Below are 14812 nucleotides of genomic sequence, written 5' to 3'. Positions count from 1 at the left end.
ATCATAACTTGGCTTTTTGGACGTAAAGTTAATGATGGAAGTTGGAGACGAAAATACGTGGTTTACCGAATGCTTACGTTTAGTCGATGTATCCAATTTATCAGCAGTTGTGATTTGCTTTCAAATTAGTATCTTTGTCCTATTGGAAACAGCTGAATATAAAGAATACACTAATATTCAGTCTATTACAAGTATTTTTAGAAAAAGAAAAAAATGCGTTTCCAATCATAAATCCCGTCTAAAGAGGCGGGATTTATGATTTCAAAATAGTTCTAACTGCTGTCCCGGAGTCTTTACTCCTTGCGGCTTTTTTCCGTAAAAAACTTCTATCTGCGCAAATTGCTTATCCGTTATACAAAGAATACCTACCTGCCCAAACTCAGGAAGAAAAGATTTTACTCTTTTAATATGTACCGCTGCGTTCTCACTACTCGCACAATGACGAACGTAAATGGAAAACTGAAACATAGTAAAGCCATCTCGCTGTAAATTCTTGCGAAAATCCATATAAGCCTTTTTATCTTTCTTTGTTTCCGTAGGTAAATCAAAAAGAACCAATACCCACATAACCCGATATTCACTAAAACGATCCATTAAAATCCGGATAAACAATTCTACGTAATTCGCCTGTAAAACATTTGTAAAGAGAAGCGGTAGTTTGAGATACAGCAACCATGAGAGGACTACGCTTCCTATTAATATTTACTTCAATAGTTGGGATTGAAAGCAAAGCTATTTTAATTTCTTTTGTCAACAAAACATCAGCTCCGTATTTGAGATATAGATCAAAAACCAACCGATCTACAAATGGACGGTAAGGTTCCATGATATCATCTGCCAGACAATAGGCATTATAACGATTATGATGATGAATACCTAACGTTGGCAATAATCCACTAATTACCAACCCGCGCGCTACCACCGCACGTAGAATCGCATAACCATAATTGAGTAAATTATTGGGTGGAACTCCTTCACGCTCTCGAGTAAAACCAGTTATATCTGAAAATAAGTTTTTCCAATAATAAGCAGCAGCACGAGCTTCTAAATTTTCAGGATCACCACTCCGTACTTCGTTTGCCCATATATACATACATTTTGACATGTCTCCTGTACAAGCAGACAATACTGCAGCCTGATTAGTTATCTTAGCCTGAACCGTTTGTTGCCACAATTGTTTTCTCAGAGGCAAGGAGGCTTCTAATTGTTTCCGGTAACGCTCGTTTTGAGTAGTGTTACCATACAAAGGTAACATCAATCCTACAGGCATACTTTTACTGTCGCATGTTATCAATGCACTATTATTCTCCAATAATGCCTCAATAACACCGGAGGTAATCGTAATCTGCCGATGATCTAAAATCACCAATCCAATGTCTTCTATCGGCTTCGTTACCAAAGATTGACATTTCATTGTATCCGGAAGCGAAGGATTATTCTCCACTTCCGGAAGTTTGATTACTAATTGGGCATCACGTAATGACAAATAAGCAGGATTGCTGAAATAAAGAGTTTTCTTAATCATAACTATTTAATCAAATTACCTAATCTGTCTACATTGATAGGAATACATATCTCTTTTATAGACTGTTTGTCTTTTGTAAACTCATCTTTATTTAACTGCGTATATTCATATTTATCAACAATCATACTGGCCACAAAATACGGTAAAAAGTAAACCCTGCCTCCTGTACAACTAATCATTCTATAAATTCTGTTCTTATCTAACGGGTAACAAATATGTCCGCTCTTCAATTCTTCTTGCGTAGGAAGATACACCAAATCATTGGGCGATAATACATATTTAGGCGAATTGCCATTTTTATCTTCCGGTGCAGGTGATAACCCACGCTTCAGGCGATTTATTACCACATTTAATGGTATAGTTGCATAACTTCGTTTTCGAGTTACCTCACCGGTTTTGGGATCTTCTTGTTCCGTCTCATAAATAGCAAAGAATAAATTAGTTCCCTTAGCCGCTTCCACAAACTTAGAACCTTTATTCCCTTTCTGGCCTACTGCAAACTTATCTGCTTTTTCATAAACGCGCACCTTACGGATGGGTTGATGCCATTTACCATTGTTCAACAAGACTATATTCTTATTCATTTCCTCTATACCTTCCGGTGAGAAAGCTTTTTCTGCTACATTTCCATTCGCTTCCAAATGACGCAACAATATCTTTTGGATACCTGTATCTGTTACGCTTTCCGTTATTTTCTTTTGATTGAAACTTGAATCCAACGGTTTACGAGAAGCAAAAAACCGGTCTTTTGTCTCGTTAGAAAAATAATAGATTTTTATTCTCTTCAAATCCACATCTTGCCAAACATCTTTATGCTCTTCGAAATAACCTTTTATCTGCTTTTCATTGAAATGCAAACGCAACAATTCCTTCAACTTCTTCTTCAAATCTTTTTCTACAATAGCATTCGGATTTTTTATGGCGTCTTTCAACGCCACTGTTTTTATGTCGCGCAAATTCACTTCACCGAAAACAGTCTCCTTATGCAAAGATTTCCGGATAGCCCAATTATCTCCTCCTTTTTGTTTCACCATCTTCTTTTTGCCGTCTATATAACGTTGATAATAATTCGTAGTTTTATTGATAACACGAAGATTCTGTTTGAAACTGACAATTACATTCCGCAAAACAGCATATACATCTTGTGTAAATGAATCCCACGGCTTCTTAATCATCCAACAATAATTTCCCTGAGCATCCACTTTTTGTTTATCACATAAAAGACGCTGCAAGTCATAACGAGAAATCTTTGAATTTTTACAAGCCGATTCATTGCTAAGATAATTTACTATATTACGTCCTGCACAAGCTATCACAATAGCATCCATAGCATGATGACGATGGTCAATCCGCTTCTTATTAAATCCTTTCTGAAATTCTAAAGGTACAGTAGGAATAATATGAGCATTGGCACTGACAGATGTAAAACAAGTATTGCCACTTAATTTATTCAGTTGCTGAAAGCGTGGAAGAATAATTTTATTCCATACATCGTTTATCCCCCAATCTTTCTTCAATCGGTCTGTTACACCACCCGTACAAACAATCACGTTCTTTGAGATATCTTCTTGCTCGTCGCTTTCACGCACAATGTTAGAAAGTAAAGATTTTACCAACTTACTAATATAACGACTATCATTCAACTGACGAGCAATGAATTGTTCGGGAATATCATCCATCATCAATTTTTTCAGTTTGACCGGATTGCGAGAATAATTATCCTTGACAAATCTTTCATAATCCTCAACAGAGAAGACATTGATACATTTGCCATTTGCCAATAATACCTTTTCGCCGTGATGCTTAGATATAAATTCATGACCGAGTAAATTTGTTTTCAATTTATTCACTTCCGATTCACATATCACCTTATTGCTGAAAGAGTCATCGAAATAGCGAGACTGAGGTATAATATGTGGGAACTCATTAGCATAGCAACATCAAATAGAACAGCGCGTTAGAAACATAATCTGTTAGAAATGAGCTACATTTCATTATCTGGCACACCTTTCTGAAACGGATTCAGACGGAATGCCGAATCGGTTCCGTTTCTTAACCGTTAACAGGTTGTTTCGGAAACCTGCCGTGTTAACCGGATGATTGAAAAAAGTTCTCCGACGGGTTGTTTTTCTATGATACTCAGTATTTTGCGTAGCGATGAACGCTTACATTCATAATAACTTTGCACTCAAAAAAATGTAGGCGTATGAAAATTGAGAAATTCAAGGTCTTGCTGTTTTTGAAGAAGACCGAACCCGACAAGTCGGGCAAAGCTCCCATCATGGGACGCATCACATTGAACCGGACGGTGGCGCAGTTCAGCACCAAGCTCTCGTGCACGCCCAAGCTGTGGAACGTGCGTGAAAACCGTCTGGAAGGAAAGAGCCGCGAGGCGGTGGAGACCAATGCGAAAATCGAGAAACTGCTGCTGGCCATCCATGCGGCATTCAATGAATTGCAGGAACGGAAACGCGATTTCGGCGCTGCGGACGTGAGGAACCTTTTCCAGGGAAGCATGGAAACCCAGATGACCCTGCTCCGGCTGTTCGACCGGCACATCGAGGAAACGAGGGAGCGCATCGGCATCGATGTGTGCGCGTCCTCCATGAGCACCTACCATTATGCGCGGAAAACGCTCGGCGAGTTTGTCAGGAAAAAATACAAGGTGAAGGACATCGCCTTCGGTGCGTTGAACGAACAGTTCATTCGGGAATACCAGTCCTATATCGAAGTAAAATGCGGGTATTCCAACCAGACCTCACGGCATCATCTGGCCCTGCTGAAACGGATCTGCCGGATAGCGTACAAGGAAGGGTTCTCCGAGCGGTACCATTTCCTGCATTTCAAGATACCCAAGCAGAAGGAGACCACCCCGAAGGCGTTGAGCCGCGAGGACTTCGAGAAGCTGCGTGACTTGGAAATCCCGGAAAAGCGCCGCTCCCTCGTCCTTACGAGGGACCTGTTCCTGTTTGCCTGTTATGCCGGAACCGCCTATGCGGACACCATATCCATTACCCGCGAGAACCTCTTCACCGACGATGAAGGCAGCCTGTGGTTGAAATACCGACGGAAAAAGAACGAACTGACGGCGCGCGTCAAACTGCTACCCGAGGCCATTGCCCTGATAGAGAAATACCGGGACGATTTGCGGGAGACCCTGTTCCCTAACCAGCTGTACAGTACGCTTCGGGCGAACATGAAAATCCTGCGCGTGCTGGCCGGACTGACGACCGAACTCGTCTATCATATGGGAAGGCACTCGTTTGCCTCGCTTGTCACGCTCGAAGAGGGCGTGCCCATCGAGACCATCAGCAAGATGCTGGGACATAACAATATAAAGACGACCCAGATCTATGCCCGAGTCACCCCGAAAAAGCTGTTCGAGGACATGGACCGCTTCATTGAGGCGACCAAAGACCTTGAACTGGTTTTATGAGAAAGGGTTGTAAAAACGAGATTGGAAAAAAATAAATGTAGAACATCAGCTAAAATGAACCATCATGCGTAGCACTTTCAAGATATTGCCCTATATCAATAGGAAAAGAATCAAGTCCGACGGCACGACCGCCGTCCTTTGCCGTGTGTCCATCGACGGCAAAAGCATCCTCATCACGACCGGCATCTTCTGCCGTCCGGAGGATTGGAACAGCCAGACGGGAACCATCCGCCAGCCCCGCGAGAACAACCGCCTCGCAGAATTCCGCCTGAATCTCGAACGGGCTTATGACCGCCTCCTGAAAGAACAGGGCGCAGTCAGCGCCGAACTGCTGAAAAACGCCGTGACAGGTGTGGCGACCATTCCCCAGACCCTTCTCAAAGGCGGCGAAGCGGAGCGGGAACGGCTCAGGCTGCGTGCCGAACAAATCCATTCGACTTCCACGTTCCGGCAGTCGAAGACCACGCAGCTCAACCTGCAACAGTTCCTCCAGTCCCGTGGCCTGGAGGACATCGCCTTTTCCGACATCACGGAGGAGTTCGGCCATTCGTTCAAACTGTTCCTGAAAAAGGAACTGGGTTATGCCTCCGGGCATGTGAACCACTGCCTGTGCTGGCTGAACCGCCTTATCTATATTGCGGTGGATGAGGGCGTGCTCCGGTGCAACCCCTTGGAGGACGTGCATTATGAGAAGAAGGACCCGCCCAAGATGCGCCACATCAGCCGCAGCGAGCTGAAACGCCTTATGGCCACGCCGATGCCGGATCCCAAGGTGGAGCTGGCCCGCCGCATGTTCATCTTCTCCTCGCTGACCGGTCTGGCGTACGCGGACGTGTATAACCTGTACCCCCGACACATCGGCAAAACTTCTGAGGGCAGGCTCTATATCCGCAAGCCGAGGGAAAAGACCGAGGTGGAGACCTTCGTCCCCCTGCACCCGGCCGCTCGGCAGATTCTGGAACTGTACAATACCACGGACGACACCCGTCCCGTGTTCCCCCTGCCCAAGCGGGACATCCTTTGGTACGACATTCACGGGCTGGGTGTCATGCTGGGCATCCAGAAGAACCTTTCCCATCACGCCGCAAGGCACACCTTCGGTACCCTTTTGGTCTCCGAGGGCATTTCCATAGAAAGCGCGGCGAAGATGATGGGCCATGCCGACATCAACAGCACCCAGATTTATGCGCAGATTACCGACTGCAAGATATCGAAGGACATGGACCGTCTGATGGAACGGCGCAACAGCCGGAACGAAATGCCAATGGATGAATAACAAAAAAGTCAGGAATCATGGAACGTTACATTATCACTTTGGACGAACACGGCACACTTCACGTGCCGGATGTTTCCGCAACAGCCATCTGGATGAATGAACCGGAACTGATGGAACTGTTCGGCGTGGTTGCCCTCACGCTCCGGGCGGCGATAAAGGCCGTGTACAAGAGCGGCATCCTGAATCCCGGCGAAGCGGAACGTCGTGTCCGCCAAGCGGACGGGTACGGGATGGACGTGCTGTACGGCCTCCCGTTGGTCATTGCCCTTGCCTTCCGCCTTCATACCTGCGGGGCAAAACGTCTGCGAGAACGGGTCATCGGAAAATTCACTTGCCACGGTGGACGGAATACCGCCCGCCTGTTCATCTTTCCGGTCAGTCCGCATTGGCAAATGGTGCGGAATTGACCGTATTATCAACTCACGCACAATAAAGCGGCGCATCATGAGAGGATTATCTCCCGTGATGCGCCGCTTTCGTACATTCCTACAGGTGGCCGGGTCATTTGCAAGTGTTTTTTGCAAATACCGGAAAGGGTGGTCCACTTTTCAATGCGTACACGACTTCTACCGCCACCTACATTTTTCCCATGTCCTTCTCAGGTTCCGATACGGAATGCCTCCCGATAACCCTCCATCAGCAGCCGTTCGATATCCGACTCCCGGTACAGGATTTTCCCTCCCAGCTGGATATAAGACATGCGCCCCGCATCCCGGTATTCCTGCAATGTCCGGCGGCAGGTCTTCAACAATTTGGCCACTTCCCGGTCTGTCAGGTAGCGTTCCCCGCCCAATACGGGGCGGTAGTTTTCGGCCAATAATTCAATGTGGTCCAATGCGTGCTCCAGCATTCTGAACAGCGCGGCCATCTGTCCGCTTTCCCTTGTCATCAATTCGTTCATTGTCAGTCTGATTTAAGTGATACTCATTTAACCTTCCTCAAATAGTTTTTCCTTTCAAGGCCGCCAGGGTGCGGCGTTCCTCCACCAGCGGCACGATGCGCCGCACGTCCTCCGCCCGGTAGAACATCTTGCGCACAATCTGTGAGTAAGCCAGCGTGCCGTTGTCGCGCAGCGTCTGCAAGGTGCGCGGGCTGATTTGCAGGATCTGGCACACCTCCGTGCTGTCCAGCCATTCACTGAGGCGTTTCTCCTCCGCCTTGCGGCAGAACCTGTCCACCATTCCGGCCAGCCGGTTGAAACGCGCCATCAATTCCTCAAAAGTCTTTTGCTCGATTACGATTACATTTTCCATAAGATTACCGTTTAATTGTGATTATGCCGCAAAGTAAACGGAATTACGGGCAGAGTCCACCGCTTGTCAGGCGCGTGGCAGCATTTGGCGTTGTCGTGGCAGCCGTTGGCGTTCTTCGGGTACATCTATCTCCCCATCATTCCTGTTCCAGTCCCTGCCCCACACCTTATATATAATATATGGTAAGGCAAGACACCTTATGTACCTTGAGGGATGGAAACAGCGGCATAAAAGCTTTTTCAGACCTGCCGGACGGGACTTTTCAAAAAAATCATTGCCGACTCGGTAACGACTATGGAAAACGCCTCTTGCACAATACCGATTTTTGCAGCGTAATCATCAACAAGGAACGATATGGACACAGAGAAAGTGAAACAGAACCCGGCCGTGGAAGCGGCGGGAAGCAGTGGCGGGCAAGCCGCAAGAATCTTCAAGAAGGAGAATATCCCGAAGACGGCGGAAACGGTCGGGCGGGACACCTTCGAGGAATGGATGGGACGCATCATGGAACGTTTCGACCGCCAGGACCGGATCATCTCGGTGCTGGTGAACAAGGATGCCGCCGGAGTGAAGTACCTGGACGGGGAACGGTTGTACGACAACCAGGACCTGTGCGAGATGCTGAGGACAAGCAAACGGTCGCTGCAACGCTTCCGAAGCAAGTACAGGCTCCGTTACCAACGGATTGGTCACAAGACCTATTACAAGGAATCGGACGTGCTGGAGTTCATCAGCCAAAATATGGAGGAAGTGCTGCAAGGCGGTACCAAGGTGCTCCGCATGAAAGAGCAACCCGGCATGGAAGCCCCAAAGAACAAATCCGGCAAAAGACCGGGCCACAAGAAGTATTCACCTAAAAAATAAAAGTAAAAATGATGGCAACGGAAAAAGAAAACATGGCCATGACGGCTGAAACCAGAGAACAGAAACCGAGTATGGCCACCTGCAAGGAAGCCTTGGCGGATTACAGGCGGATTTACCTGCCCGTGCCTGCCATTGAAGACCGCAAGCCGGTATTCCTCAGCAAGGAGACCCGTGACAGGCTGGACCGGATAGTCCGGTTGTTCGGTGAGCGGAAAATGAGCGTTTCAGGATTGACGGAAAACATCGTCCGCCGCCACTTGGAAATATATGAGAAGGAAATAGACGAATGGCGCAAGCTGTGATTTTGATAACCCATTAAAAAACATCGAAAAAAATGGAACAGAAAAAGAAAAAGCAAGAGGACGTGCTGGTCGTCCGCGACGAGAAAACGGGCGAGATCAGCGTGGTCGCCGGGCTGGACGGCAAGGGCTACCCCAATACGAAGCCCGCGAAGCCGGAACACTCGCAGGACTTCCTGCGCTTCGACCGCCACGGGGACATGGTGGACAATTTCTTCAAGAACTTCTACCGCCAGTGCAAGGAGCCGACGCGCTTCGGCTTCTATCGGGTGGCGGCGGATGCGGTGGACACGCTGCTTCCCGTCATCAAGGACTTCCTGAAAGACCCCGTGGCAAACGCGGAGATACTTGCCTCGCACAAGGTGGACACCGCCAAGTACCAGCAACAAGCAGAAACAGAGAATGTCAAACAAGAAAAAAATAACAACGAACCCATTAAAAAGACAGAAGAAATGGAAAAGAAAGAAGAACTGAAACAAGAGAAGGATGTTCAGCAGCCACAGGTAGCTGAAACACAGGAGAAGCCTAATCTGATAGCGGACGACCAAGTAAACTGGGAGGAACTGCGCAAGTGCGGCATTGACAAGGAGAAACTCTCGGAAAAGGACCTAAAAGCCCTGATGAACTACGGCAAGACGGGATTAGTGACGGTAAAGCCGACCTTCGGCTATGAGAGTTACGAATTGCAGGCCCGATTGTCTTTCCAGAAGATGGAGGACGGCTATCTGAAGCTGACACCCCATTTTATCCGCAATGAACCACGCCTTGACATCCCCCACAGGGGCTACACCTTCACCGAAGAGGACAAGAAGACGTTGAAACGCACGGGCAACCTCGGCAAGCCCGTCAACTTCGCCAACGAGAAGACAGGTGAAATCAAGCCCCACTACATCAGCATCGACCGCCTGACGAATGAAATCGTGGACATCCCTGCCGACAAGGTGCGCATCCCTAACAAAATCGGACAGACCAACCTGTCAAGGGAAGAGCAGGACATCCTACGTGCGGGATTGCCTTTGCCCAAGGAAGTGATGCTCTCCAACGGGCGCAAGTTCCAAGCCTTGTTGCAGGTGAACGCCGACAAGCGCGATGTGGAGTTCGTGCCGGGACAACCGAGGCAGCAGCAATCCCAGCGTCAGGGAAACGGCCAAGGTAAGGCGCAGGACAATTCCAATTCGCCCCAACAGTCACAAGGTGAAGAAGATGGGAATAACCAGCAACGCCGTAACCGCTCGTGGACAAACGAGGACGGGAGCATCCGCCCCATCAAGAAATGGAAAGACGATGTGTTTACCGACCAGCAGATAGCCGACTACGTGGCGGGCAAGACGGTGGTGCTCGCCAATGCGAAGGACGACCAAGGCCAGCCCTGCACGAAGTACCTGAAGTTCAACTTCGAGAAAGGCCGACCGCTGACCTACTCGCAGAACCCCGACCTCGCGCAGACCGTCGCACCGTCCAACGAGAGCCGGACACAGCTCGCCGTGAACAACGAAGGGAAGACCAACGAAGCGACCAAACACGTGAAAGAGCCGTTGCAGCAGGGTCAGACCACGCCGAAGAATGATGCGCAGCAGAAGCAGCAGGCCAAGAAATCCAAAGGCATGAAAGTATCTTCCTGATTGCCGCCACTAAATCCATCCGATAAGTATTGACGGGCTGAAACGGGGAACATGCACCGCCTTGTGCGCATATCCCACAAACAATGCCGTGCCCCGTTTCATCCCCATTAAAGACAAAAGTATCAACGAATAAAAAAACAGAGAAAGACATGATTACCATATTGGCAGAAAAACCGAGCGTCGCCCGTGAGATAGCACGGATTGTCGGCGCGATGAAAAGGGAAGAAGGGTATTTCACCGGGAACGGCTACCACGTGACATGGGCGCTGGGGCATCTGGTGCAGCTTGCCCTGCCAGACGGCTACGGCATCAAGGGCTTCCGGCGCGACAGCCTGCCTGTCATTCCTAAAAACTTCGAGCTTATACCCCGACAGGTAAAAACGGACAAGGGCTACAAGGCGGACGCGGCGGCGGTGAAGCAAATCAAGGTGATAACCAAGCTGTGGAACGAAAGCGATGGCATCATCGTGGCGACCGACTGCGCCCGTGAAGGCGAACTGATTTTCAGGTATTTGTATTCCTATATCGGCTGCACCCTGCCGTTCCAAAGGCTGTGGATAAGCTCGCTGACAGATGCCGCCATCCGCAAGGGATTAAAGAAACTGAAGGACGGCCGCGAATACGACAACCTCTATCAAGCCGCCAAAGCCCGCAGCGAAGCCGACTGGCTGGTAGGCATCAACGGCACACAGGCGTTGTCGGTGGCCGCCGGGCGCGGCACGTATTCCGTGGGACGGGTGCAGACACCCACGCTGACGATGGTCTGCCAACGTTTTTGGGAGAACAAGCGTTTCCAGCCCGAACCGGTATACCAGCTCCATTTCACCACGCCGTCGGTGAGCGTGGATGAGGTCGTGAAGTTCGCCTCGGTGGAGAAATGGAAGGACAAGGAGGAAGCCGCCATACTATATAATAAGGTAAAGGAACAGATGGCAGCAACCGTTACCAAAGTCGAAAAGAGGGAAAAGATAGAGAACCCTCCGCTCCTGTACGACCTGACCACGCTACAAAAGAAGGCGAACACGAGGCACGGCTTCACGGCGGAACAGACGCTCGCCCTCGTGCAGAAGCTCTACGAGGCGAAGCTCGTCACCTATCCGAGAACATCAAGCCGCTACATCCCGGAGGACGTGTTTGACGAAGTGCCCATGCTGTTCGACCGTCTGGCAACCCATTCTTCCTTTGCGGAGAAGATTGGAGCCTTGGACGGACTGAACCGCCGCAGCGTGGACGCCTCGAAAGTGACCGACCACCATGCCCTGTTGGTGACACCCAACCGTCCATTGGCGCTCTACAAGGACGAGCAGACCATCTACGACATGATTGTGGGGCGCATGGTGGAAGCGTTCTCCCCGGAGTGCGTCAAGGACACGACCACCGTCCGGGCGGAGTGTGAGGGCATAGCGTTCGAGACAAAAGGCTGCATCGTGCGCAAGGCGGGCTGGCGGTCGGTCTATGGCGAGGACAACATAGACACCGTTTTGCCCGACTGGAAAGAAGGTGATATATTGGCAATGAGCGGCTGTTCGATGAGTTCGGGCATGACACGCCCGAAGCCGTTGCATACCGAAAGCACCCTGCTGGCGGCGATGGAGACCGCCGGGCGCGAGGGCTTGGAGGACGAGGAAGCGCGGCAGGCGTTGAAGGACTGCGGCATCGGCACGCCCGCCACCCGTGCCGCCATCATCGAGACCCTGCTCAAAAGGGAATACATGGTGCGCGTGAAGAAGTCGCTCGTGCCGACGGAGAAAGGGCTTGCCCTGTATTCCATCGTCAGGGGCATGGACATCGCCGACGTGGAGATGACGGGACGCTGGGAGGCGGAACTGGCGGAGATAGAAAAAGGCAGGATGCCGCACGAGGCATTCATCCGCGACATTGAAAGCTATACCCGGAAAATCACCACGGAACTGCTTGCCTCGGACAAGCTGTTCGGGCACAAGGCATCGGACTGTGCCTGCCCCAAGTGCGGCAAGGGTACGATGCAGTTCTACGGCAAGGTGGTGCGCTGCGACAACCCGGACTGCGCCCTGCCCGTGTTCCGCCAGATGGCGGGCAGGACGCTCACCGACGCGGAAATGAACGAACTGCTGGCAAAAGGCAGCACGGGTGTCCTCAACGGCTTCAAGAGCAGGCAGGGCAAGCCGTTCAGCGCAATGGTCACATTCGATGCGGATTTCAATACAAAATTCGTGTTTCCCGAAGCCAAAGGCACAAAAAAATTCACTAACAGGAAAGGAGGAAGAAAATAATACGTACCTTTTAATAAAGTAAGCTGCATCTCGGAATAAAAAATAAGCGAGCTTATTTTGTTCTCCCCTCGATTTGCATTACTTTTGCCACTGATTCATGTCATAATCTGTTTCAATTCGTTGATACTCGTTATTCACATGGATTTAGTGGCGGCACTCGGAGGGATACCGGGTGCCTTTTTTCTTCTTTCCTATCCATTCCACAATCTGATTTTTCACCACTAAATCCATCAGAAAATGAAACAGAACAAGAAAACCGTCCCAGCGGAACTGTCCTACTACGGGCTGTACCTGCTGGACTACCTGAGAAAATACCATCCCGACAAAGTTTCCGACACGTACCTTATTGCAGAGAGGGAGGAAGCTGCCGCCACCACCTTTGAAAAAGAAAGGTCGGCAGGAAGTACGGTCGAGTATGCCCACGAGGAAGCCATGCGCGTCCTGCTGCACGGGCTGCACTTCTCGCCCTACGCCCTGCTGCGCGAGGTCGTGGAAAACGAGTTCGCCGACGAGGTGGCGGAATCCGGCCGCGAGGCGTTCTGCAACGAGCTTTATCCCTACTTGACAAACCTGTTCGCCGGTTACGACACGTCGGACGACACCTTCGCCCTGTCGCCCGGACACGACCTGCTCTACACGGAGCTGGTGGGAACCGTCATGCTTTATCTGGAGTCCTATGGCGTTCAATAGGAAACAGAAGATGCGCGACAACATCGAGGCGGTACGCACGGCGTTCACGCTGGACCGGGAGCGGCGCACACCCACCGAGAGGGAACGTGCGCTATTAGAGCGTTACTGCGGCTTCGGGGGCCTGAAGTGCATCCTGAACCCGGCAAGGGAACTGGCGGACGCCGCGCGTTGGGCGAAGTCCGACCTCGAACTGTTCGCGCCTACGGTGGAACTGCACCGAATCATTAGAGAGAACAGCAAGGATGAAACGGAGTACAAACGCTACGTGGACTCGCTTAAAGCCTCGGTGCTGACGGCGTTCTACACCCCGAAAGCAATAACCGACACCATCGCGGACGTGCTGCACGACAAGAAGGTGCGCCCCAACCTCGTGCTGGAGCCGTCAGCGGGCATGGGCGCGTTCATCGGCTCGGTGCTGTCGGACAACCCGCAGGCGGAGGTGATGGCCTTCGAGAAAGACCTGCTGACGGGCAAGATGCTGGGACACCTGTACCCGCAGCAGAAGATACGCACGGAGGGCTTCGAGAAGATAGAAAAGCCGTTCCTGAACCGTTTTGACCTTGCCATATCCAACATCCCTTTCGGGGACATCGCGGTGTTCGACCCGGAATATGCCAACGGCTCGGTGTTCAAGAAGATAGCGGCAAGGAAGGTGCATACCTATTTCTTCCTGAAAGGGCTGGACGCGGTGCGTGACGGCGGCATCGTGGCGTTCATCACCTCGCAGGGGGTATTGAATACGGAAAGCAACGGCGGCACACGCTACATGATGACAAGGAAAGCGGACTTGGTGTCCGCCATCCGCCTGCCGAACAACCTGTTCACGGAAGATGCCAACACGGAGGTGGGGTGTGACCTGATAATCCTGCAAAAGAATGAAGGCAAGGAGGAACTTTCCGAGGAAGACAAGAGGTTGGGCGATGTGGTAAAGAGCAACCACACGAACATTGTTTCCAACGGGTATTTCCTCGACCACCCGGAACGCATCATCCATACCGACGCGAAAAGGGACACCGACCCTTACGGTAAGCCCGCTATGGTTTATACGCACAGCGGTGGTGTGGAGGGCATCGCAACGGATTTGTACCAAATGCTGTCGGCGGACTTGTCGGCACGGCTGGACTTGGAACGCTATAATGGCATCAAGGAAAAAAGGCAGGAGACTCGGCAGACGATTGTCGTACAACCTATGCAGACGGAGGCGAAAAAAGAAGAAAAGTCGGTACAGTTGAAAGCGGAACCGGTGCAAGCCGTGGCTCAGGAGGTGGAAAGCAAACGCCCCGAAGCCCCGGTTATGGACTTGTACGACCTGTTCGGCTACACGCAGGAAGAGCGGCGGTTGGCGGAACGGGGGCTGAAACCGGAACGGAAGAAAAGCGGTAAGTCCAAAGGGAAGAAAGCCGTACAGCCAACATTGTTCTCCCTCCCGAAGAGCGGAAAGGAGGAAGCGGCGAAAAAAGAAAGCGGAAAAGTGAAAGCCAAATCCACAGAAGCGGCTTCCGACATCACGTCCTTGACTCCGGAAGAAGCGCAGGAAATGGAGGAAATTATCCGCAACAGGATGGATGTGCCGCAAGCGTCCCGACAGGAAACCG

Annotated in this window: 12 protein-coding genes and 2 pseudogenes; 9 read left to right on the top strand and 5 right to left on the bottom strand. The window is 50.4% G+C overall.

What is annotated here, in order from left to right:
• Positions 1-261 precede the first annotated feature (261 nt).
• From cas2 to cas9, 3 genes and pseudogenes are all read right to left on the bottom strand, one after another.
• Entirely contained in the window at positions 262-594 is a 333-nt protein-coding gene (gene cas2, locus H9626_RS10895; protein WP_178255981.1) for a CRISPR-associated endonuclease Cas2, read from the bottom strand.
• Positions 581-1525: a type II CRISPR-associated endonuclease Cas1 gene (gene cas1 / locus H9626_RS10890; RefSeq protein WP_191710481.1), complete on the bottom strand. Its 945-nt coding sequence runs from the start codon at positions 1523-1525 to the stop codon at positions 581-583. The genes cas2 and cas1 overlap by 14 nt, the downstream gene beginning before the upstream one ends.
• Positions 1526-1527: 2 nt before the next feature.
• Positions 1528-3456, bottom strand: a pseudogene (cas9, locus tag H9626_RS10885) (type II CRISPR RNA-guided endonuclease Cas9); the annotation flags it as partial.
• Positions 3457-3731: 275 nt separating this feature from the next.
• Between cas9 and H9626_RS10880 the strand changes: the two are divergent.
• From H9626_RS10880 to H9626_RS10870, 3 genes are all read left to right on the top strand, one after another.
• Positions 3732-4961 carry a site-specific integrase gene (locus tag H9626_RS10880; protein ID WP_004292747.1) on the top strand — a complete coding sequence of 410 codons (1230 nt, stop codon included), beginning with the start codon at positions 3732-3734 and terminating at the stop codon, positions 4959-4961.
• Between the two features lie 64 nt (positions 4962-5025).
• Positions 5026-6237: a site-specific integrase gene (locus H9626_RS10875; protein ID WP_004322054.1), complete on the top strand. Its 1212-nt coding sequence runs from the start codon at positions 5026-5028 to the stop codon at positions 6235-6237.
• Between the two features lie 17 nt (positions 6238-6254).
• Entirely contained in the window at positions 6255-6644 is a 390-nt protein-coding gene (locus H9626_RS10870) for a hypothetical protein (protein ID WP_004292749.1), read from the top strand.
• A 191-nt stretch (positions 6645-6835) separates the two neighbouring features.
• On the opposite strand, the gene H9626_RS10865 is transcribed toward H9626_RS10870, so the two are convergent.
• Together H9626_RS10865 and H9626_RS10860 are read right to left on the bottom strand one after the other, a co-directional pair.
• Entirely contained in the window at positions 6836-7138 is a 303-nt protein-coding gene (locus H9626_RS10865) for a helix-turn-helix domain-containing protein (protein ID WP_004292750.1), read from the bottom strand.
• A 37-nt stretch (positions 7139-7175) separates the two neighbouring features.
• A complete protein-coding gene (locus H9626_RS10860; protein ID WP_004292751.1) occupies positions 7176-7490 on the bottom strand; it encodes a helix-turn-helix domain-containing protein in 315 nt (104 codons plus the stop codon).
• 354 nt (positions 7491-7844) lie between these two features.
• Here H9626_RS10860 and H9626_RS10855 point away from each other — a divergent pair, with 354 nt between their 5' ends.
• From H9626_RS10855 to H9626_RS15240, 6 genes and pseudogenes are all read left to right on the top strand, one after another.
• Entirely contained in the window at positions 7845-8354 is a 510-nt protein-coding gene (locus H9626_RS10855) for a helix-turn-helix domain-containing protein (protein ID WP_004292752.1), read from the top strand.
• Positions 8355-8362: 8 nt separating this feature from the next.
• Positions 8363-8656: a DUF3408 domain-containing protein gene (locus H9626_RS10850; RefSeq protein ID WP_004292753.1), complete on the top strand. Its 294-nt coding sequence runs from the start codon at positions 8363-8365 to the stop codon at positions 8654-8656.
• A 32-nt stretch (positions 8657-8688) separates the two neighbouring features.
• Positions 8689-10275 (top strand): DUF3945 domain-containing protein, encoded by a 1587-nt coding sequence (locus tag H9626_RS10845; protein ID WP_004292754.1) that lies wholly within the window; start codon positions 8689-8691, stop codon positions 10273-10275.
• A 149-nt stretch (positions 10276-10424) separates the two neighbouring features.
• The gene (locus tag H9626_RS10840; RefSeq protein ID WP_004322053.1) at positions 10425-12527 is read left to right on the top strand and encodes a type IA DNA topoisomerase; all 2103 of its coding nucleotides are present in this window, start codon (positions 10425-10427) and stop codon (positions 12525-12527) included.
• Between the two features lie 237 nt (positions 12528-12764).
• Positions 12765-13217, top strand: coding sequence for a DUF1896 family protein (locus tag H9626_RS10835; protein WP_004292755.1), 453 nt, complete (start codon positions 12765-12767; stop codon positions 13215-13217).
• A pseudogene (locus H9626_RS15240) lies at positions 13204-14502 on the top strand (N-6 DNA methylase); the annotation flags it as partial. The gene H9626_RS10835 and the pseudogene H9626_RS15240, both read left to right, overlap by 14 nt.
• Between the last annotated feature and the right edge of the window lie 310 nt (positions 14503-14812).

The organism is Phocaeicola faecium, from assembly GCF_014837055.1.
In the GTDB taxonomy this organism is placed as follows: domain Bacteria; phylum Bacteroidota; class Bacteroidia; order Bacteroidales; family Bacteroidaceae; genus Phocaeicola; species Phocaeicola gallinarum.
This window is presented reverse-complemented; position numbering and strand designations above follow the sequence as displayed.

Bases quoted from the DNA above. Each gene is read 5' to 3' on its own strand.
- H9626_RS10845 (WP_004292754.1), top strand. From the start codon at position 8,689: ATGGAACAGAAAAAGAAAAAGCAAGAGGACGTGCTGGTCGTCCGCGAC.
- H9626_RS10870 (WP_004292749.1), top strand. From the start codon at position 6,255: ATGGAACGTTACATTATCACTTTGGACGAACACGGCACACTTCACGTG.
- H9626_RS10865 (WP_004292750.1), bottom strand. From the start codon at position 7,138: ATGAACGAATTGATGACAAGGGAAAGCGGACAGATGGCCGCGCTGTTC.
- H9626_RS10835 (WP_004292755.1), top strand. From the start codon at position 12,765: ATGAAACAGAACAAGAAAACCGTCCCAGCGGAACTGTCCTACTACGGG.
- cas1 (WP_191710481.1), bottom strand. From the start codon at position 1,525: ATGATTAAGAAAACTCTTTATTTCAGCAATCCTGCTTATTTGTCATTA.
- cas2 (WP_178255981.1), bottom strand. From the start codon at position 594: ATGGATCGTTTTAGTGAATATCGGGTTATGTGGGTATTGGTTCTTTTT.
- H9626_RS10840 (WP_004322053.1), top strand. From the start codon at position 10,425: ATGATTACCATATTGGCAGAAAAACCGAGCGTCGCCCGTGAGATAGCA.
- H9626_RS10860 (WP_004292751.1), bottom strand. From the start codon at position 7,490: ATGGAAAATGTAATCGTAATCGAGCAAAAGACTTTTGAGGAATTGATG.
- H9626_RS10880 (WP_004292747.1), top strand. From the start codon at position 3,732: ATGAAAATTGAGAAATTCAAGGTCTTGCTGTTTTTGAAGAAGACCGAA.
- H9626_RS10855 (WP_004292752.1), top strand. From the start codon at position 7,845: ATGGACACAGAGAAAGTGAAACAGAACCCGGCCGTGGAAGCGGCGGGA.
- H9626_RS10875 (WP_004322054.1), top strand. From the start codon at position 5,026: ATGCGTAGCACTTTCAAGATATTGCCCTATATCAATAGGAAAAGAATC.
- H9626_RS10850 (WP_004292753.1), top strand. From the start codon at position 8,363: ATGATGGCAACGGAAAAAGAAAACATGGCCATGACGGCTGAAACCAGA.